This window comes from Proteiniclasticum sediminis, from assembly GCF_018128025.1.
GTDB classification, from domain to species: domain Bacteria; phylum Bacillota; class Clostridia; order Clostridiales; family Clostridiaceae; genus Proteiniclasticum; species Proteiniclasticum sediminis.
Genome location: NZ_JAGSCS010000019.1, coordinates 15489 through 35338 on the forward strand (window position 1 = coordinate 15489; position 19850 = coordinate 35338).

Annotated in this window: 21 protein-coding genes; 20 read left to right on the top strand and 1 reads right to left on the bottom strand. The window is 52.4% G+C overall.

Features of this window, described 5'->3' with window-relative positions; translation table 11 throughout:
- The first annotated feature begins 37 nt into the window (after positions 1-37).
- Entirely contained in the window at positions 38-943 is a 906-nt protein-coding gene (gene gnd / locus KCG48_RS12130; RefSeq protein ID WP_211802468.1) for a phosphogluconate dehydrogenase (NAD(+)-dependent, decarboxylating), read from the top strand.
- Positions 940-2406, top strand: coding sequence for a gluconokinase (locus KCG48_RS12135; protein WP_211802469.1), 1467 nt, complete (start codon positions 940-942; stop codon positions 2404-2406). Before gnd ends, KCG48_RS12135 begins: the two co-directional genes overlap by 4 nt.
- A 73-nt stretch (positions 2407-2479) precedes the next feature.
- Here the strand turns inward: KCG48_RS12135 and KCG48_RS12140 are convergent, their stop codons facing one another.
- Positions 2480-3346, bottom strand: coding sequence for an aldose 1-epimerase family protein (locus tag KCG48_RS12140; RefSeq protein ID WP_211802470.1), 867 nt, complete (start codon positions 3344-3346; stop codon positions 2480-2482).
- Positions 3347-3477: 131 nt separating this feature from the next.
- Here KCG48_RS12140 and KCG48_RS12145 point away from each other — a divergent pair, with 131 nt between their 5' ends.
- The 18 genes from KCG48_RS12145 to KCG48_RS12230 all read left to right on the top strand — a co-directional run bounded on the left by KCG48_RS12145 (position 3478) and on the right by KCG48_RS12230 (position 19850).
- Complete coding sequence (locus KCG48_RS12145; protein ID WP_211802471.1) at positions 3478-3699, top strand: DUF1659 domain-containing protein; 222 nt, start codon at positions 3478-3480, stop codon at positions 3697-3699.
- A gap of 20 nt (positions 3700-3719) precedes the next feature.
- Positions 3720-3929: a DUF2922 domain-containing protein gene (locus KCG48_RS12150; protein WP_211802472.1), complete on the top strand. Its 210-nt coding sequence runs from the start codon at positions 3720-3722 to the stop codon at positions 3927-3929.
- Positions 3930-4335: 406 nt separating this feature from the next.
- Entirely contained in the window at positions 4336-5688 is a 1353-nt protein-coding gene (locus KCG48_RS12155; protein WP_211802473.1) for an amino acid permease, read from the top strand.
- A gap of 136 nt (positions 5689-5824) precedes the next feature.
- The gene (locus tag KCG48_RS12160) at positions 5825-6598 is read left to right on the top strand and encodes a GntR family transcriptional regulator (RefSeq protein ID WP_211802474.1); all 774 of its coding nucleotides are present in this window, start codon (positions 5825-5827) and stop codon (positions 6596-6598) included.
- Positions 6573-7301 carry a GntR family transcriptional regulator gene (locus tag KCG48_RS12165; protein ID WP_211802475.1) on the top strand — a complete coding sequence of 243 codons (729 nt, stop codon included), beginning with the start codon at positions 6573-6575 and terminating at the stop codon, positions 7299-7301. Before KCG48_RS12160 ends, KCG48_RS12165 begins: the two co-directional genes overlap by 26 nt.
- 195 nt (positions 7302-7496) lie before the next feature.
- Complete coding sequence (locus tag KCG48_RS12170; protein WP_211802476.1) at positions 7497-8495, top strand: SIS domain-containing protein; 999 nt, start codon at positions 7497-7499, stop codon at positions 8493-8495.
- 31 nt (positions 8496-8526) lie between these two features.
- Complete coding sequence (gene frlD / locus KCG48_RS12175) at positions 8527-9324, top strand: fructoselysine 6-kinase (protein ID WP_230977121.1); 798 nt, start codon at positions 8527-8529, stop codon at positions 9322-9324.
- Positions 9321-10142, top strand: a complete 822-nt coding sequence (frlC, locus tag KCG48_RS12180; RefSeq protein ID WP_211802478.1) for a fructoselysine 3-epimerase — start codon at positions 9321-9323, stop codon at positions 10140-10142. Before frlD (KCG48_RS12175) ends, frlC begins: the two co-directional genes overlap by 4 nt.
- A gap of 2 nt (positions 10143-10144) precedes the next feature.
- Positions 10145-11008 (top strand): amidohydrolase family protein, encoded by an 864-nt coding sequence (locus tag KCG48_RS12185; protein ID WP_211802479.1) that lies wholly within the window; start codon positions 10145-10147, stop codon positions 11006-11008.
- Positions 11002-11430, top strand: coding sequence for a secondary thiamine-phosphate synthase enzyme YjbQ (locus KCG48_RS12190; RefSeq protein ID WP_211802480.1), 429 nt, complete (start codon positions 11002-11004; stop codon positions 11428-11430). The genes KCG48_RS12185 and KCG48_RS12190 overlap by 7 nt, the downstream gene beginning before the upstream one ends.
- Positions 11431-11432: 2 nt before the next feature.
- A complete protein-coding gene (frlD, locus tag KCG48_RS12195) occupies positions 11433-12212 on the top strand; it encodes a fructoselysine 6-kinase (protein WP_211802481.1) in 780 nt (259 codons plus the stop codon).
- Between the two features lie 5 nt (positions 12213-12217).
- Entirely contained in the window at positions 12218-13735 is a 1518-nt protein-coding gene (locus KCG48_RS12200) for an amidohydrolase family protein (RefSeq protein WP_211802482.1), read from the top strand.
- A gap of 148 nt (positions 13736-13883) precedes the next feature.
- Positions 13884-14864: a YihY/virulence factor BrkB family protein gene (locus KCG48_RS12205; RefSeq protein ID WP_211802483.1), complete on the top strand. Its 981-nt coding sequence runs from the start codon at positions 13884-13886 to the stop codon at positions 14862-14864.
- A 93-nt stretch (positions 14865-14957) separates the two neighbouring features.
- Positions 14958-15335, top strand: a complete 378-nt coding sequence (acpS, locus tag KCG48_RS12210) for a holo-ACP synthase (RefSeq protein ID WP_211802484.1) — start codon at positions 14958-14960, stop codon at positions 15333-15335.
- Positions 15332-16879 carry an NAD(P)H-hydrate dehydratase gene (locus KCG48_RS12215; RefSeq protein WP_211802485.1) on the top strand — a complete coding sequence of 516 codons (1548 nt, stop codon included), beginning with the start codon at positions 15332-15334 and terminating at the stop codon, positions 16877-16879. The genes acpS and KCG48_RS12215 overlap by 4 nt, the downstream gene beginning before the upstream one ends.
- 59 nt (positions 16880-16938) lie before the next feature.
- A complete protein-coding gene (alr, locus tag KCG48_RS12220) occupies positions 16939-18102 on the top strand; it encodes an alanine racemase (RefSeq protein WP_211802486.1) in 1164 nt (387 codons plus the stop codon).
- Positions 18103-18109: 7 nt separating this feature from the next.
- Complete coding sequence (locus KCG48_RS12225; RefSeq protein ID WP_211802487.1) at positions 18110-18970, top strand: YitT family protein; 861 nt, start codon at positions 18110-18112, stop codon at positions 18968-18970.
- Positions 18971-18989: 19 nt separating this feature from the next.
- Positions 18990-19850 carry a YitT family protein gene (locus tag KCG48_RS12230; RefSeq protein ID WP_211802488.1) on the top strand — a complete coding sequence of 287 codons (861 nt, stop codon included), beginning with the start codon at positions 18990-18992 and terminating at the stop codon, positions 19848-19850.

Sequence of the window (19850 nt, forward strand, 5' to 3'; positions counted from 1 at the left end):
CGAACCGTTTGCCCTGCTTCATGAAAGGAAGAGGAAGATGAAAATCGGATTGATCGGACTGGGAAAAATGGGCATTATGCTCCTGGCCCAAATGCGGGAAAAAGGATTTTTGGTGGAGGCGCTGGATAAGAACCTTGCGCTGCAAGGGGAGGTGGAAAAGCTGGGCGGGTTCTTCCATGAGACGCTGGAAAGCCTCGTGGGAGCCCTAGAGAAACCCCGGACCCTCTGGCTCATGCTCCCGGCGGGGGAAATTACCGAAAGCGTGTATCAGGCGCTTCTCCCGCTCCTTTCGGAGGGCGATGCGGTGCTGGATGGGGGGAATGCCCATTATGAGGATTCCCTCCGTCGGGCTCAGGCAGCGAAGGATAGGGGCCTTAGCTATCTGGATGTGGGAACCTCCGGCGGCATGGAGGGTGCCCGCCATGGGGCCTGCATGATGGTGGGGGGAGACACAGAAGCCTTCCTTCGTCTGGAGCCGCTTTTTCAGGCCCTTTGTGTAGAGGAGGGCTATCTTCACTGCGGTGCTGCGGGCAGTGGACATTTTCTCAAGATGGTTCATAATGGAATAGAATACGGCATGATGCAGGCCATTGGTGAGGGGTTTAACCTTCTCCACCACAGTCCCTATCCCTATGCCCTGGAAGACGTGGCCCGGGTCTTCAATCACGGATCGGTGATTAGGAGCTGGCTCATGGAGCTCACGGAAGGGGTCCTCCGAGGCTCCGTGAATCTGGAGGCGGTGGAAGGGGTCATTCCCTCTTCGGGCGAAGGGCGGTGGACGGTGGAGGAGGCTCTGAAGCTCCAGGTGCCGCTGCCGGTGATCACTCAGTCGGTCATGGTGCGCTATGCATCGGAGGACCGGGAAAAATACGGGGAAAAAGTCGTGGCCTCCCTGCGAAACGCCTTTGGTGGCCACACCGTTCCCCAGAAGGAGGAACCATGACCTACCGAATCGGAATAGATATCGGCACCACCAGTCTGAAAGCGGTGCTTTTTGATGAGGCTCGGCGCATCCTGGGCAAAGCGGAAGTGCCCTATGCCACGGAACATCCCCAGGAGGGGTTTTCCGAGCAGGATCCCGAAGGGATCCGGAAAGCCTTTGACGATGTTCTTGGGGAGCTTCTGGCCACATTTGACCCTTCCCGGGTGGAAAGCCTGTCCTTTTCGGGCGCCATGCACTCCCTGATCCTCCTGGATGGAGAAGGCCGGGCCTTGACCCCCAGCATCCTCTGGTCGGACAACCGGGCCTTGCCCCAGGTGGAGGAATTCAAAGCCCAGGGAGAAGCCCTGGGGCTCTATGAACGTACGGGAACCCCCGTCCACCCCATGAGTCCTTTCTTCAAGCTGCGCTGGTTTTGGGCGAATACGGATCTTCAGGGGAAAACCGCCATGGCTGCGGACATTAAGGGGTACCTCCTTTACCCGCTCCTTAACCAGTGGGTCATGGATTACTCCGTGGCTTCCGCCACGGGGCTCTTTAACCTCCATACGTTAGCCTGGGATCCCTGGGCCATGGAAAGGGCAGGAATCACGGGGGATAAACTTCCCTTGGCCGTGGAAGGAAGTAGGGGGCTGCCGGTGACAAACCGCGCCTTTCTTCAGCGATGGGGTTTCCCGGAGCATCTGCTTCTTTATCCCGGAGCCAGCGACGGGGCTCTGGCGAATTTAGGATCGGGAGCCTTGGGATCGGGAGAAGCCACCATCACCGTGGGTACCAGCGGAGCGGTGCGCATGACGGTGGACCAGCCTTTTTTGGATCCTTTGGGCCGAACTTTCTGCTACTATCTCTCCCCGGGCCGCTACGTGGTGGGGGGAGCGGTGAACAATGGAGGAAACATCCTCCCCTGGCTGGCGGATCTTCTGGGGCTATCCCGGGAGGAGCTCTTCTCCCGGATTCCCCCATGCCTAAGCGAGGTTTTACCGGGAGCGAGCGGACTCGTCTTTTTGCCCTGGCTCCATGGGGAGCGGGCGCCTTACTGGGATGGCGGGCTTTCCGCCTCCTTTGTGGGACTTCGGCCCCAGCACGGGCCGGAAGAACTTCTTCGGGCAGCTTTGGAGGGGGTACTCTTTAATCTCCGTCAGGTGCTGGAGCTTCTTCAGGAGGTGGCAGGACCTGCCACCCGGATTACCCTCACGGGGGGCTTTTTGGAGAATCCCCAGATGGCCCAGCTCCTGGCCGATGTGCTGGGACGGGAACTGGAGGTGGCCGATGCCAAGGAAAGCAGCTGCCTGGGGGCCATTCTCTTGGGAGAGAAAGCGGGCAGTTCCAAGGCTTTGGATCTGAAGCCGAAAATTCTGCGGCCCTCCCGAAATCGCAAAGTTTATGATGGGCTCTATGAGGACTACTCCCGCTTAGCCCGGGTTTTCCTGTCCTGGCAGCAGGAAAAGAACCGAGAGAAAAAGTAAGGATAAACGAAGAATAACGAAACACCGCCCAGGAGAAATGCAGGGTAGCATGACTCCTGGGCGGTGTTTCGTTCTAGAGAATTTCGATACGGTGGGTGTAGGTGCGGGTTTCTCCGGGGAGAAGGATTTCATTGTCGGGCTTATTTAGAAAATCGCCGGTGAATCCTTCAAAGTCGGCGTGACCAAACCAGGGTTCCACACAAATGAAGGGAGCATCGCCGGGGGTGGTCCAGATGCCCAGGAAGGGGAACCCTTCGATATGGACCCGGACCCTGCGGGGATCCTGGGGCGAGGTGAGGGTCACATGGCGAGATTTCAGGTGACGGAACACCAGGGCGTCCTCCTGGAAGATGGCTTTTTCCAGCTTCAGGAACCGGGTGTTCTCCCCCAGGGAATCTTCCTTCTCCAGAAGGAGGCCGTTTTCCAGATTGAGCTTTAAGGTCGAGAGCCTCTCCGGCTGCTCAAACTCCAGGGTGTAGGCGGAAAAGCCTTCCGGGGCGAAGGTGGTCCAAAAGGCCGGATGGGCGCCGATGGAGTAGGGCAGGGGGCTCTTTCCCGGGTTGGTCACCTCATAGGTGATGAGGACTTCCTGACCTTTTAGGGTGTAGAGGACATCCAGCTGGAAGGGGAAGGGAAACGTCGTCAGGGTCTCGGGGGTGGAGGTGAGGCGTAGCCTTGCGGTATCCTCCGTGGCGGAGACCACGGTGAAGGTGTGGTTTCGAGCGAAGCCGTGGCGCTTCAGGGGAAAGGTGTTTCCCTCGTGCCGGAGAACACCCCCCGCCAAAGAACCCACCACCGGAAAGAGCACAGGAGAGGAGTAGCCCCAGTACCGGGTATCCCGGAGCAGGTATTCTCGTTCCTCCCGGTCTTTCAGGCTGGTCATTTCCGCAGCGGCTTCACCGATGTCCACAGTCAGATGTTCATTCTTCAGATGCACCATGGCAGTTCCTTCCTTTCAGGGGTTTGATAAGGATAATATAGCACTTTTTGGAAAGAATTTCGGATATTTTTCCTTTTCTTTTGCTCATTGGGCCAAATTCCCATAATTCAGTAGTGAAAGGAGTTGATCAAATGGCAGTATCAGTAGTACAAAGCTCAAAGGATCTCATCATGACCTTCGTGAGGGAGATCAAGGACGGAAAGGTGGTTTACGAGACCCGAAGGGTTCGAAACCTCAAGGTCAACGCTCTGCCCGAGGATGTGCACCAGGTGGCCCAGAAGATCGTCACGCTCAGCGAGCAGGACGGCGGGGACATCCGGATCCAGGATGTCAGTTCCCTTATCACTCTGTAGCCGGTAGGAGGTAGAAACGCATGAACACACTAACCATGACCTTCCTGAATAAGGAAGGAAAGAAGTACAGCCTGAGAGTTCAGAAAGTCCGTACGGACATCACCGAGACCGAGGTCCAGGACCTCATGGACACCATCCTGACGAAGAATCTCTTCTTCGAAGGGGTGAAGGAGCTGGATAGCGTCTTTGGCGCATCCATCAACCGGGAAGAGGATCTCCTCCTCGCATAAGCCCACGAAGAAGGCCTCCCCTTTCAGGGGGGGCCTTTTTTGAATTACCAGGCTCTCATGATTCTTGAGTAAGGAGGACAACGCTGCTCCATCACAAACTGAAGAATGATTTTGCTCGAATATTTATGTGTAAACATTTCCGGGAAGAGTGTTGACGAACGATTTCAGGCATGCTATATTAAAAATGGTTCAAATTTAAGCAAACCTGTATAATATTTCAGCATAATCCTTAAAGCATTGAAATGTAACGGGTTTGAGGTGGAAGACTTTCTGCAAAGATATACAACGTATAGTTTTGACTTTAATTGCGATAAGTTTTCCAGGGAACTGCTCTAGGGAAGTGGTGAAGGCTATCCGGAGGCCGACACAACCATGATGTCAGAGATCAATTAACAGGAGGTTCAACATGCAACAAGAAATGGATAAAGCATACAATACCGAACTCAAACGAAAACTCGGATTGAGTGCGGCGGTTGCGATCAGTGTCGGCACAACAGTCGGTTCAGGCATCTTTTCGTCCGTAGGTGAGGTTTCAGGAGCAGCAGGTTCCGCGATCATTACGATTCTAGCTTTCTTAATTGGTGGTTTGATCAATATTCCTTCAAATCTGGTCTACGCAGAGCTGGCCACAGCTTATCCCGAGAATGGCGGGCAGTATGTCTACTTCCGGGAAGCCGGTTCAAAACCCATGGCCTTTCTTGTGGGATGGATCAGCTTCTGGGCTACCGATCCCCCTTCCATCTCCATTATGGCTCTGGCTATTGCCAATTATCTTGCATACTTCTTTGGAATTTCCGGTCTGATGATCAAGATCACAGCCACGGTTCTCGTCCTCGTGTTTATGATGATTCACCTGAGATCTGTGGAAGGTGGAGGCCGATTCCAGACCTTTATTACCGCCTTCAAAATCCTTCCCTTTGCCATCTTAATCGGTCTTGGCCTATTCTTCATCAAGGGTGATCTGATTACTTCCCCCGCAGTAACTGGCGCACCAACGGGAATCTTAGCCTTGCTGGCAGCAATTTCAGCCACCACCTGGTCATATGATGGTATGGGTGCGGTATGTTATATGACTGGTGAAATCAAAGAGCCGAAGAAAACGATGCCGAAGGCGCTGATTATATCCGTTCTTCTCATCATCGTCCTCTATACCGCCCTTTCCACAGTCATCACGGGATTAACCCCCATTGCGGATCTGGCGAGCTCTGATGCTCCTGTTGCTCTTGCAGTATCCCGAATTCCTGGCATTGGAAGTGCAGCAAGTAATATTGTTGCTGCCATGGCGATCATCGTCATCATCGGATCACTCTCCAGCTGTATCATGTTCCAACCGAGAATGGAGTATGCCATGGCCAAAGACGGACTTTTCTTTAAGTCCTTCGCGAAGGTCCATCCTCAGTGGGAAACTCCATATTTCTCTATCTTGGTTCAATGTGCCATGGGTATCTTGCTGATTTTCGCGTCAAATATTACAGAGCTTTTGGGGTACTTTACGCTGGTTGCCTTAGTAAAGAACTTCATGACCTTTGGTACAGTCTTTGTTCATCGAAAAAAGCCACAATATAATCCGCTATGGAAAATGCCGGCATGGAGACTTATGGCCATCTTGGCAATGTTTACCACAGGAACCCTCATTGTTTCCACATTCCTTTGGGCTCCGCTGCAGGGACTCATCGCAGCGGTCGTGATTATTGTTACAGGACTTCCTGTATACTACTACTGGGAGAAAAAGTCCCAAAACCCAAAAATCGCCGCATAAAAGCTCGTTTGACATGGCAGAGGATCAGTTCCTCTGCCATGTTTACTTTTATGGTTCAAAAATAGGGGAACTGATAAGACCGAAGGGATTTCTTGTGGTATACTTTTGATATGATAGAACAAGGATGGATAAAGCGATGGAAGAAAAGAAAAGAAGCAAATCCAGAAATGAGGCCCAGGAAGAGCTGGAGTATTATATCGAAGCTCAGGGGTTAAAGCCCCACGATAAACTGCCGTCTGAGCGGGAGCTCAGTGAATACTTTGAAATGAACCGGTCTACGCTGCGTATGGCCATTCAGCGGATGGTGGATGAAGGAAAGCTTTATAAAGGGGAGGGATCGGGAAATTACGTGGCAGAGCCCAAGATTGTGCGAAATCTGAAGACGATGGATTCCCTAACCAAGCTCATCGAACAAAATGGGAAAGAACTGCGAAATCAGGTCCTCAGTGCTACCGTTGTGGAAAGCAATAAACAGATCATGCAGAAGCTGAAAGTTCCCCTGGGGACGAAAATATTCCAGTTATCTCGACTGCGATTCATCGGAGATGTTCCCTTCACTGTGGAAACCAGCATGATGGAGTACGCGCGCTTTCCCGGGATTGAAAAGATAGACTTCGAACATGAATCGTTGTACCAGACCCTGGAAGAAGGATTTGGTATACACATTAGCAAGGGTACAGAGAAGCTAGCCCTTACTTTTGCCACAGAAGAAGAAGCGGTGCAACTGCAGGTTCAGCCTGGGGATCCGATCTTTTTCATTAGCGGTATCGCTGAAGATGCAGAAGGACGCCCGGTGGAATATTTCCGATCTGTGGTACGGCCGGATAAGATCAAGTTCTCCAGCATACTGGTGAAGGAGACAAGGGAAAAGGAGGGGGAGACTTATGGAATCACAGGAAATCACCTATAACTCGCCCATGTATCTTCAGCTTCGGGAAGTCATCCGTACGAAAATTGAAGATGGGGAGTATCAGCCGGGAATGGCGATCCCTTCAGAAAACGAACTGGCTGAAACTTATGGGATTAACAGGATGACGGTGCGAAGCGCCATCGATACGCTCATTCGCGAAGGAATGCTGCTGTCGGTTCAAGGAAAAGGCGTCTTCGTCGTGGGGAAAAAACATGAGCGAAACTTGGATATCCTCGAGGGGTTTACCCAGATTATGCGCTCCAAAAATTCCGAACCTAAATTCAAGATCCTCCAGAACAATGAACGGGAAGCGGGAAAGCTCTTTGCCAGGCTCTTTGGCATCAATCCGGAGGACCCGATCTACTACATTAAAAGAACCTGTTATGATAACAAGGAGCCGGTTTCCATCGAAGAGCTCTTCATCCCGGCATATCTTGTCCCCAAGTTCAAGGGGATTGATCTCACCGTTTTTTCCATCTACGAAATTTATGCTTTTTACCAGATCAATCTGGTGAAAGCCGTACAGACCCTGGATATCGCCAGGCTCAATCAGCGGGATGCCAAGATCCTGGATGAGGAATGTGATGCACCGGTCCTTCTTTTCGAGTGTATCAGCTATGATGACCGCGATCGCGTCATCGAATTTTCCCGAAGCTATACTCGCGGAGGAAAGAGCGACTATAGCGTTAACTTCACCCTTTGAGACAAATCAGGAGGTAAACCAGAAGACATCACCGGTGTCTTCTTTTTTTGCCCCAGAGGGTCTAGGTAGCGGGGGCATCCGGAATATTGGTACAAAATTAAATAAACTTGTTGACCTGATTCGCAGGGTGTGATACCATTTCCTTGTAATGGTATAAAAACGTTTAAACATGTATATTTAAATCAGGAGGAGATTATGCTTAAATTTGATGAACAGAAACAGTATGCGAGTTTTGAGGGAGCTTTAAAGAAAAGATCAGAAATCGAGAAGATTGTGGATCAGGTATGGGAAAAGGGGTTTGACAATATTTTCTTCATCGGCATTGGCGGAACCTATGCATCAAGTATGCAAGTGGTTCAACACATCAAGGAGTTTAGTGCTATGCCGGCATTTGTGGAGCACGCTGCCGAGTATCTTACCACGGGAAACAAGGCACTGACCTCCAACTCCGTGGTGGTGTTCTCTTCCGTCAGTGGAACCACAGAGGAAGTCCTCGCGGCGCTGACTAAGATCAAAAATGAAGTTGGAGCCACGGTCATTGGCTTTATTGACAAAGACAACACCCCCATGGGTTCGTTGGCGGATTACACCGTGATTTATCCCATGAATGAACAGCTGAAGTTTTTCATGCTGGCGGATCGCTTCATGCAGAACCGTGGAGATTTTCCTGACTACGATGAACTCTATCATGAACTAGACCAGTATCTGCCGTCAGCGCTAGTAGAAGTCGAAAAATCAGCAGATGCTTTTGGACAGGCATTTGCAGAAAAGCATCATCTGGATACCATGCATTACTTCGTGGGGGCGGGAAATCAGATGGGGGCTACATACTCCTATGCCATGTGTTATTGGGAAGAACAGCACTGGATTCGAACGAAATCCATTCATGCAGCGGAGTTCTTCCATGGGATGCTGGAAATTGTCGATCGGGATACCAACGTTACCGTGTTTTTAGGTGAAGACAGCCAGAGACCGCTGGCGGAGCGAGTGGCAGCTTTCCTTCCCCGAATTTGCGGAAATGCATCGTTCATTGACACAAAGGATTATGAGCTAAAGGGGATCAGCGAAAAATTCAGAGGTCATATTTCCCACTTGGTAATGATGGCTGTGACACGCAGAATCGATGCTCATTTGGAAAAGATCAACTGTCATCCGGTGGAGATTCGCCGATATTATCGTCGACTGAACTACTAGGATACTGGGGGGAAGAAAAATGAGGGCAGCCATGATGGGGGACAATTGCTTCGATGTGTACGAACGGCTAGGACGGGCTTATCCCACTGGAAATGTTGTCGATACGGGGGTGAATCTCAGAAAGCTGGGCGTGGAGGTCTCCATTCTTAGTGCTACGGGTTCAGATTTTCGTGGTCAGATGATGCGGGAAACGCTGGGGAAATTAGATCTGGATCTCTCTCACCTGAAAGTCCTGGAAGGAAAAACCGCCGTGACTTACATGGACATGGAGGACAATGACCGGATCCACGGAGAATATGATGAAGGAGTCCTGGGCAAAATGCAGTTTGATCTGGAGGATCAGCGCTTTGCCCTGGATCATGATCTTATTCATAGTGCCTTATGGGGAAAAGCGGACCAAGCACTTTGCGAAATCCGCAAGCAAAGCTCAATCCCCATCAGCTTTGACTTTGCAGACCGGTTGGACCATCCTCTGGTGGAAGCTATGGAAGGAATCGTAGATTACGGCTTTTTTTCTTACAAGGGACAAAGGGATTCCTGGATAGAAGCGTTCTTAAAGCAAAGGGTGGAGAAAGGCATGCGCCAAGCCATAGCCACCTTCGGAAAGTCCGGAAGTTTGGTTTATGATGGGGAGCATTACCATGAGTTTGGGATTTTCCCGGCAAAAGTGGTGAATACGGTGGGAGCGGGCGACAGCTATATCGCGGGCTACTTATATGGCTTACTGCAGAACTGGCCCATCCATGAATGTCAGAAACTGGGGGCTAAGGTGGCAGCACAGGTAGTGGCTGTCTTTGAGCCCTGGGGGGAAGGAGAATTGTACAGATGAAAATTGGACTGTTTACCAGCGGGTATCAGCGGAATCCTTTGGAGCACGCCTTTGAAGATGCCAAACGGTTCGGCTATGACTATGTGGAGCTTTGGGGGGGCCGCCCCCATGGATTTGCTCCGGATCTGAAAGCCGGAGATCTGGATGTGGTGAAGCGTCTCATCCAGAGGTATGAAATGCCGGTGCGAGGATATACCCCGGAGCATAATGCCTATCCCTACAATTTTATGTTAGGCTCAGAATCCATGCGTGTAGACTGTGTATCATACCTAAAAACCTGTATGGACATGGGGAAAGCCCTGGGAGCGGAGTTTACCATGATCAGTCCTGCCCATGGAGGATACTACACTACCCATGAGGAAATGTGGGGACGATTAGTCCGTACAGTGCAGGAGCTTGCCGATTATGCAGACCATCTGCAGCATACCCTCATTGTGGAAGCCCTGACACCCTTTGAAACCAACGTGATTAAATCTCCCCAGGAACTGTCAAGACTCATGAAGGAAGTTGAGACGCCTTATTTGGCAGCCATGTGTGATGTCGTGCCGCCATCGGTCCAAGGAGAAAGCATCATGCCGTACTTCTCGCTACTTGGGGAGAAGATGCGGCATCTTCATCTCGTGGATGCTCGACCGGGCGAAGATACCCACTATGTTCCCGGGGACGGAATCCTGCCGCTGAAGGAACTGCTGGCGGAAATCAAAACCACGGGGTATGAGGGCACAGCCACCATTGAACTCGTAACGAACTATATTCAGGAACCGAGACTTCATGCTCGCCGAGCTGTGGAGAATCTTCGAAGGCTCATGGAGGAGTAACGATGTTTATAGATGTTCATGTACACCCTGACTTCTATGAGGAGATTCAGCAAAGCAAATCCCATCAGGAGCTGCGTCATGAATCTTTGGGAATCTTTAAGAATGGATTTGCATCGCACCAGCATCTTCGGAATCAGATGCATTGTGCGGGACTTGACCGGATGTGCCTCTGGGCGCAGGATTATTCTGAAGGGACCAAAGCACCCTTGGTATCCAATGAAGAAGTGGCACTTCTGGCTTCCAATCACCCGGATCAGTTTTGGGGTATTGCCAGTGTTGATCCCCGGGATCCCCACGCGGCAGAGAAACTTGAGTATGCCTATGCTAAGCTGGAACTGAAGGGGCTGGCACTTCATTTGGGACGGCTTCAAATGGACCCGCTGGATGACCGGCTCATCGATCTGTATGACATATGCCTTCGCCACAATCGGCCGATATTTTTTCAGTGCGGGATGACGATGGAAAAAGAGGCTATCGCTTCCTATACACATCCGCTTCAGTACGAACCCCTTTTGATGCGCTTTGATAAACTGAGAGTCTGCCTTACGCAGGTGGGGTGGCCTTGGGTGAAGGAGACTGCCATGCTGCTCCTTAAATATCCCCAGGCTTATACGGATACCGCACTTCTTTACTTCGATAGTGCCCAGGAGTTTTACACTGAGGTTTTCACTCGGGAGTTGCCCATGACATGGCTGGATCGCAGTTTGCGGCATCAGGTGATGTTTGGAAGCGCTAATCCCAGATTCGAACAGATCCGAATGGCCAGGGCACTGAAGAGTCTCGGACTTCGGGAGAGCACATTGGAGCTGATTCAGGCGCAGAACGCCCTGGAATTTTTTGGAATGAAGGCGGTGACTTCATGGTAGAGCATAAGATTTTGAATCTTGTCACCAATGAATACAACCAATGGATCCGAATCACAGATTCCGTAGAGGAGATGCTTCAAAATTCATCCGTCAAAAATGGAGTCATTTATGTGATCACGAAGCACACTACCACGGGCATTACAGTAAATGAGGCCCTGGAATGTCTGGAAAGCGACCTCCAGGATCTCCTGAACCGGCTTGCTCCGGAGAATCATCCTTATGCCCATGCCCGGATGCTAAGGAGCTACGGCTCCACCGCGGGAAACCCCAGCGGTCACCTGAAAAGTCACATCACCGGGAATCACTGCTGCTTTCCGGTGATCGAGGGTCGGATCATCCGAGGCGAGGCACAAGAAATCTATTTCTGCGAATTTGACGGACCTGCGGTTCGGCAGGTCAGTATAACATTGATGGGAGAATAAATATGAGGATAGCGACTGTTGGGGATAATTGCATTGACTACTATCAGAATCTTGACCAAGGATTTCCAGGTGGAAACCCAGTGAACGTGGCGGTTTATCTTAAAAGACTCGGGGTTTCCTCATCCTATGTGGGGGTCATTGGAAATGACCGCTATGGAAAGATCCTCAAAGAAGCCTTGGCCAGTAAAGGTGTTGACCTGACTCATCTTTATGAAAAAGAGGGAAAGACAGCGGTCACCCAGGTAGAGCTTGTAGATGGTGAGCGTGTCTTCGGGGATTATGACGAAGGAGTCCTGAAGGATTTTAAGCTCACAGAGGAGGATCTGGAGTTTTTAGCTAGCCATGATTTGGTGGTCAGTGGGATTTGGGGAAAAGTAGAAGATCGCATGGTGGATTTGAAAAGTCGAGGATGTAGGATAGCCTTTGATTTCGCCACGAAACTCGAAGATCCTGTGAAGGAAGTGGCCATCCCCCATGTGGATTATGCGTTCTTCGCTGCCGATGAAGATACCCCGGAACTGCGAAACTTCATGGAAATTGAACAGCGAAAAGGCCCCAAAATGGTGATTGTGACCCTCGGTGAGCAAGGGAGCATTGCCTATGATGGACAGTTTCATCGGTTTGGCATCGTTCCTTGTGAAGTTGTGGACTCCATGGGAGCTGGAGACAGCTACATTGCAGGATTTCTTAAAGCGCTGCTGGAAGGGCAGACGATTGAAGAGTGCATGAAAAAGGGAGCAGAGAACAGTAGTGTAACCCTGGGCTATACGGGAGCCTGGTAGGAGGAATGGTGAAGAGTATTATCGTAAAATCCAAGAATTTATTTGTGGAAGGCCAATGGATCAAGGGTTGGCTGAAAATTCATGAAGATCGGATTGTCCAGGTGGAGGAAGGCGAGTTAAGCGAAGAAGTGAGCGTCGGATCCCTCGTTCTCGATGCGGGGGAGGGATCCGTGATCCCCGGAATTGTTGATACTCACTGCTTTTTTATGGGGCAGTACTTTCTTCAAACAGGGGAAAATTTGAGCGGTTGGAGTGCTGAGCGAATTCTGTCGCATCTGCACTCCATGGAACCGAAGACCTATTATATGGGCCGGCATGTAGATCCAGCGGTATGGGAATCTTTGCACCATGGCGAGATTCCCGAAGATTTCCCCGTGGTACTTTTTGATGACAGTGGGGAACAGGTGCTTACCAATCATTCTGCCCAAGCCCGGTACGGCTTGCAGCCGGGAACCTGCACACTGGAAGATTGCTGGAAACTGATGGAAGATGTAATGACCGACCGCAGGGCCTTTTCCAAGGCTTTTCGGGATCATGCCCAGAAGCTTCAAAGACAAGGGGTAACTGCCATTAAAGAAGTGGTCTTTGATGATTCCTATGGGTATCTCCCGGCATTATCCGAAGACTTTCGGAAAAATGGTGCACCCCTAAGGGTGAAAGTCGTTAGCCAGCCTGTGGGAAAACCTTTCTCGGTGAATCAGGGAGAAGAGCTTCGGTGGAGTTATGACCAGCCCAACCTTTCCTTTGTCGGTTTTAATATGATGGTGGATGGATCCATGTCCCAAGAGGAGGCACACCTGGCAGATAATTACCTGGGGAAATCGTACACTGTGAGAACCTGCCCTGATTATCAGAAAATCCAAAAGCGAGTGAAGGCAGCCGATGAACGGGGACTTCGTTTCTCCCTCCATGCCCAGGGTGATCGAGCAGTGAAAGAAACCCTTGATATTATGGAGACTCTGGAGAAGGATCCATCGGGAAAGCTGAAAGTCCGGCATTCCATGACTGATTTGGAATTTGGACAAGCAGAAGATTTTCAGCGTATGGCCAGATTTGGTGTGGCTGCAGAGATCTATCCCCAAATCCAGAGTATTTATGAAGATATGAACGCGAAAATTGCCCTCATTCGGGGAGCCGTGGGTGATGACATCAGCAAAATTTGGAATCGGAAAGCTCTGGTGGAAGCTGGAGTTGTGGTGTCCTGTGCCACGGATCTTCCGCTTCTTTTTCCCAATCTGCCGGAATCGCTTTATCATGCCTGTGGAGGATGGTTTTCCCAGGGACAGGGTCCATTTCAGCCGGAAAATGGGATTACGCGAACAGACGTGATCACCGCCTGGACCACAGGAGGGGCGAAAGTTTTGTTTGAAGAAGAGGAAAGGAGAGGACGGCTGAAGGAAGGGTATAGTGCCGATGTAGCAATTTTCGACCGGGATCTCTCTGCGGAGCCTTGGGATCAGATCCGCGAGGCACAAATACAGTGGACAATTTTTGATGGACAGATTGTATATGCTAAAGCATAAGGATGATCATCTCATATAACCTGTAAAAACATCTCTTTAATAAAGAGGTGTTTTTTATTGTGATGTACGCAACAACCGAAGGTGACTACTGACGAGCGGGAATCCTGGTGTATAATGAAGGAAACGGACAGAAAGGAGAGGAAAAAGCATGGCCAAGTCCCTCGTCAAGAAGAGCTGGCAGTTTCTGGCAGGGTTTTTAAAGAAACTGGACAACGACCACAGCATCGCCTATGCCTATGAGCTGACTTATGGGCTTCTTTTGGCGATTTTTCCTTTTCTGATCTTCCTCTTTACCCTCATCGCCTATCTGGGACTGGACGCCACCTATATTCTCCAGCTGCTGCAGGAAAATCTGCCCCAGGATATCTACAAGCTTATTTCCGGCACCGTGGTGGACCTGGTGGAGGTGCAGCGCACGGGCCTTTTGTCCCTGTCGGTTTTTCTGGCCATTTATACCTCCTCCGGAGGTTTTCGGGCTTACATGACCGGGATTAACACCGCCATGGGCTATCGGGACCGGCGGAATATTCTCTATCGCTATGCGGTCTCCATCCTATGGGTGCTCCTTTTGGCGCTGACCATTCTCCTGGGCCTGGTGGGTATCGTCTTTGGCCGCCAGATCCTGGATCTGCTCGTGGCCTATTTCCCGCATTTTCCGGTGAAGGGCCTCCTGGAGGTTCTCCGGATCCTGGTGCCGGTGACGCTGCTCTTTCTGATCCTCACCCTCACCTACATGTTCATCCCGGTGAAGAGCATACGCTTTCGCCATGCCTTCCCCGGAGCTCTTTTCGCCACGGGGGCCTGGATCACCGTCACCTTGGCCTTTTCGTACTATGTCTCGAACTTTGCCAACTATTCCCGGTTCTATGGCGCCATGGGTGCGGTCATTGCCCTACTCTTATGGCTTTCCCTCACCTCCATCATCATGATTCTGGGGGCCAGCCTCAATGCCTATCTCATCACCTTAAGAAAAATCGGCAACCCCTATGTGCGGGGAGTCCGGGATCGGATCATCCAGCGGAAGCAAAAGGCAGAAGTTCCCCAGGAAGCTCCCCCAGACAAGTTCGGGGAGCTTCGGAAAAGTCTGGAGGAAGCCCTGAAGGAAGACGATCCATCGGCAGAAGAGTAAACGAACTAGATTTGAAGAAACTTACATCAATGGAAGATTGAAATGTTTAACTTACGTGAAATGCAGGTTTGATCGTTGAAGGAGTGTGAAGAGATGATCCGGGGAACAGGAATCGATATGATCGAAATTCAGCGCATTCAGGAAGCCTTTGACACGCCGAAGAAGCGGGCGAGGGTCTTTACGGAAAAGGAGCTTCAGCTGCTGGGAGAGGGGAATCCCTCCCGCATGGCGGGTTTCTTTGCGGCCAAGGAAGCTCTGGCCAAGGCCCTGGGCACGGGGATTTCCGGTTTTGGATTCCGGGATATCGAAGTACGAAAGGACACGGCAGGAAAACCCTACTTTGATCCCGAACACCTGGCTCCGCTTCTTTTAGCCAAGCTGGGCTCCACGGCCTTTGTCGTCCATCTCACCATTTCCCACGACCGGGAACGGGCCGTGGCCATGGTCATCATTGAGGAGGGAGAACCATGAGAATCGCAGACAGTGCGACCATGCGCCTGCTGGATGAGCGGTGCCAGACCGATTACGGCATCCCCGGAATTTTGCTCATGGAAGGAGCAGCCCGGGCTCTGCTGAAACATCTAAACCTGGAGAAAACGTATTTTGTGGTGGTCTGCGGACCCGGGAACAACGGCGGCGACGGGTTAGCCTTGGCGCGCCTGTTAAAAGCCTTGGGCAAGGAAGTAGATGTTTTTTCCCTGCGGCCGCCCCTGAGTTACCCCAGGGAAGCGGGAGTCTATGGCGAAATTCTGGTGAAAGCCGGGATCTCCCATCAGGTGCTGTCGCCGGAAGAGTCCCTGTGGTCCTTCAGCGAAGCTCTGAAGGATGCGGACGTCCTGGTGGATGCCCTGTGGGGAACGGGCCTCACCCGGCCGCTCCCCGATTTTGTCCAGAAAATCATCCGGCTCATGAATGACTTTTCCCCAAAAATCATCGCCGTGGATGTGCCCTCAGGGCTCCAGGCCGATACGGGAAAACCCCTGCCGGAAGCTGTCCACGCGGCAAAAACCGTCACCTTTGAATGCCTAAAGACCGGATTTTTCCAGGAAGAGGCCCAAAGATATCTCGGGCAGGTGGTGGTGGAACCCATTGGGATTCCCGCATCCCTAAAGGAAGAAGTTCTTCCGCCCTACTGGGTGACGGAGCCGGAGGACCTGCAGCGAATCATCCCCCTGCGGGATCGAAGCGGGTATAAGAACTGTTACGGCCACTGTCTGGTGGTGGCCGGGTCTCCCGGGTATACGGGGGCTGCTCTTCTTTGCGCCGAAGCGGCCGTGGCCGCCGGATCAGGTCTCGTGACGCTCTGTGCCCATGAGGAAGCCCTGGATCTTCTTGTTCCTCGTCTTACGGAAGTTATGAGCCTATATCCCGAAAACCTAGAGCAGGGAACAAAAAAGGCCGATGTCATCGCCTTGGGTCCCGGCCTGGGAAATTCCCCGGCGACTTTTAACCTCCTTCTCCAGGTGCTGAAGACCCTGCTGGAAGAAGGAAAAACGGGAACGACCCTGGTCCTTGATGCGGATGGTCTCAACGTGCTCCAGGGAAGAACCGATCTTTTGAAGGACATCATTTGTCCCGTGATCATTACCCCCCACCCAGGGGAAATGGCCAGACTCACGGGGAAAACCCGGGCGGAGATCCACGATGACCGTGTGGGAATAGCCCGGGCCTTTGCCCGGGAGCATGGCGTCATCGTGGTGCTGAAAGGGCACCGTACGGTGATCACCGACGGGATCCGCGTACAGATCAATCCCACGGGATCCTCCGCCATGGCCCAGGGGGGCATGGGCGATGCCCTTACGGGAATCATCGCCTCCTTCGCCGGCCAGGGGATTTCCCCCTGGGATGCCGCCGTCGCTGGGGTGTATCTCCATGGCCACATCGGCGATCTTCTGGCCAAAGAGCGCTACAGCGTAAAACCCTCGGAAATCATTGCCGCACTGCCGAAGGTCATGGGCCAGGTAGTTCGTCGGGGAGATCCGGTGGAAAACAGCTTGGGGAATATGATAAGATAAGAAGCGGACAGATGTCCAAGATGAGAGAAAAGGAGCGAAGGGGAAACCCGTGAAACGCAATGTACAAAAAGATCAGGCCCCTTTGGGCGGAAATCAATCTGGACCACTTGGCCTTCAATGTCCGAAAGATTAAAGAAAAAGTCGGCGATGCGCAGATCATCGCCATTGTGAAAGCCGATGCCTACGGCCACGGCGCGCCGGAAGTGGTGGAAACCATGAAGGAAGCCGGAGCTGAAGCCTTTGGCGTGGCCGTGATTACCGAGGCTCTCCAGCTTCGGGACCGGGGCTTGACGGCCCCCCTCATGGTGCTCAGCTACACTCCGGAGGATTTTCTTCCCGAGGCGGTGGAAAAGAACATCATCCTCAACTGCCTGGATTATGCCTATGCGGTGAAAATGAACGAGGCGGCGGCCAAGGTCCAAAAAATCGCCAAGGTTCTCATTTCCATCGATACAGGTATCGGCCGGCTGGGCTTCTCTCCAGACGAAGAGAGCCTGAGGGAAATTCAGCGCATCGCGCAGCTTCCCCATCTGGAGATGGAGGGCATCTATACCCATTTTGCCTCCTCCGATGCGGCGGACAAGACCCTTTCCCACCTGCAGCTGGACAAATACAAAGCCGCTGTGGAACGGCTCCGGGAACTGGGCGTCTACTTCAACCACTACCATGCGGCCAACAGCGGAGCGGTGGTGGATCTGGAAGAGACCTACTTTGACAGCGTCCGTCCTGGCATTCTCCTCTACGGGTATTACCCGTCGCCGGAAGTCATGAAGGAGAAGCTGGAACTGAAGCCCGTCATGACCCTGAAGGGACTCATCATCCAGCTGAAGTCCGTGCCCAAGGGCACGGGAATCAGCTATGGCCACCGATTTGTCACCACCCGGGAGGAAACCCTCATCGCCACGATCCCCGTGGGCTATGCCGACGGGTATTTCCGCGGTCTTTCGGGAAAAGCCCAGGTGCTGGTCCACGGCATTCCCTGTCCCCAGGTGGGGTCCGTCTGCATGGACCACATCATGGTGGATGTGACGGACGTACCGGGAGTGGCTGCCCTGGACGAAGTGGTCTTACTGGGCGAGGATCAGGGCGTCGTCTTCAATGCGGAGAACATGGCCGAGATTCTGGGAACCATTCCCTATGAGATCGTCTGCGCCGTCTCCAAGCGGGTACCGCGGATCTATGTGAAAAATGGCCAAGAAGTGAACCGAAAAAGCTATGTGTAGGTGAAACATGAAAGCATACCGATCCTATTTCTTCATCACCCTGGGCGCGATGCTGGTGGCCATGGCCATTCAGCTCTTCTTCATCCCCAATCAGATTGCCCCCGGGGGCGTATCGGGAATCGGCCTCATTTTGAACCGGCTGATCCCGGCGGTTTCCGTCTCCACCTATGTCCTGGGGCTGAATATCCTCCTCTTCATCGTCGCTTTTCGCATTCTGGGCGGCGGCTTCGGATTTAAGACGCTCTATGCCAGCTTCTCCCTGTCCATCTTCATGTGGATTCTGGAGAATGTCATCCGGCCGGCGAACATCACCGAGGATCTCATGCTGGCGTCATTAGTGGGGATTCTCCTGTTGGGCACGGGACTGGGGCTCGTCTTCAACCAGGACGCCTCCACGGGCGGCACGGATATTGTAGCGAAGATCCTCCAGAAGTATTTTCACCTCTCCATGGGTCTTTCCATGACCCTCATCGACCTCCTGGTGGTCCTTCTGGTGGCCCTCATGTTTGGGCTGGAGCGGGGACTCTATGCAGGGCTTGCCACCTTCCTCAACGGTGTGGTCATCAACCGGGTGGTGGGGGGTTTCAATGAAAAGAAACAGGTCTTCATCATCTCCTCGGAAAAGGAGAAAATTCGGGCCTTCATCGTCCATGAGATCGAGCGGGGGGCTACCATTTTCACCGGAGAAGGCGCATTTTCCGGGGAATCCAACTATGTCATCTACAGCGTCCTCTCCACCAAGGAGTTTGTACGCCTGAAAACCTTCCTTCGGGAAAATGTTCCCGAAGCTTTCATCACCGTCAGCAGCACCACGGAGGTGCTGGGCCAGGGCTTCAGTCTGCCGAAGCGGCCCAAGGATAAGCAGTAAGCGCGAAAGGGGGTTCCTCATGAATCCGAAACTTCTCAATGCCTTCAAGGACTACACCATGATCACCATCGGGATCATCCTGGTGGCCCTGGGGCTGGAATATTTCCATATCCCCCACAACATCGCCGCCGGCGGGGTGTCGGGCCTGGCCATCATCATCAACAGTTTTCTCCCTCAGGTGCCCGTGGGGGCCATCATCCTCACCCTGAACCTGGTACTTTTCCTCGTGGCGTTTCTCACCCTGGGAGGGGGCTTTGGGGCAAAAACCCTCTACGCCTCCTTTGGCATGTCCCTCTTCATGTGGGTGGTGGAGCGGTTTTATCCCCCGGTGATTCTCACGGAGGATCTCTTCATCAATGCTGCCGTGGGGACGATCATCATCGGCATCGGCATGTCCCTGGTCTTCAACTTTGGGGCCTCCACAGGAGGGACGGACATCCTGGCGAAGATCCTCAGCAAGTATTTCCATTTTGACATCGGCAAGTCGCTGCTTCTGGTGGATTTCTTCATCGGTTTGGGCGGCGTGCTGACCTTCGGCATCACGGCCGGACTCTATGCTCTTCTTTGCATCATCTTCAACGGCGCCCTCATCGACCGCTTCATTGACGGCTTCAACACCGCCAAGGAGCTCATGATCATCAGCCGGAAAGAAGGGGAGATCATCGACTTCATCATCCACGAGCTGGACCGCTCCTGCACCGTACTCAACGGTTACGGCGGCTACACCAGCGAGGATATTCAGGTGCTTTATGCGGTGCTCTACCGCCGGGACTACATTCGGCTGCGAAATTTCATCCGGGAAATCGACCCCCGGGCCTTTATTTCCGTCAATGAGGTCCATGAGGTCTTGGGCGAGGGCTTTAAAGATATCAAGCTGTAA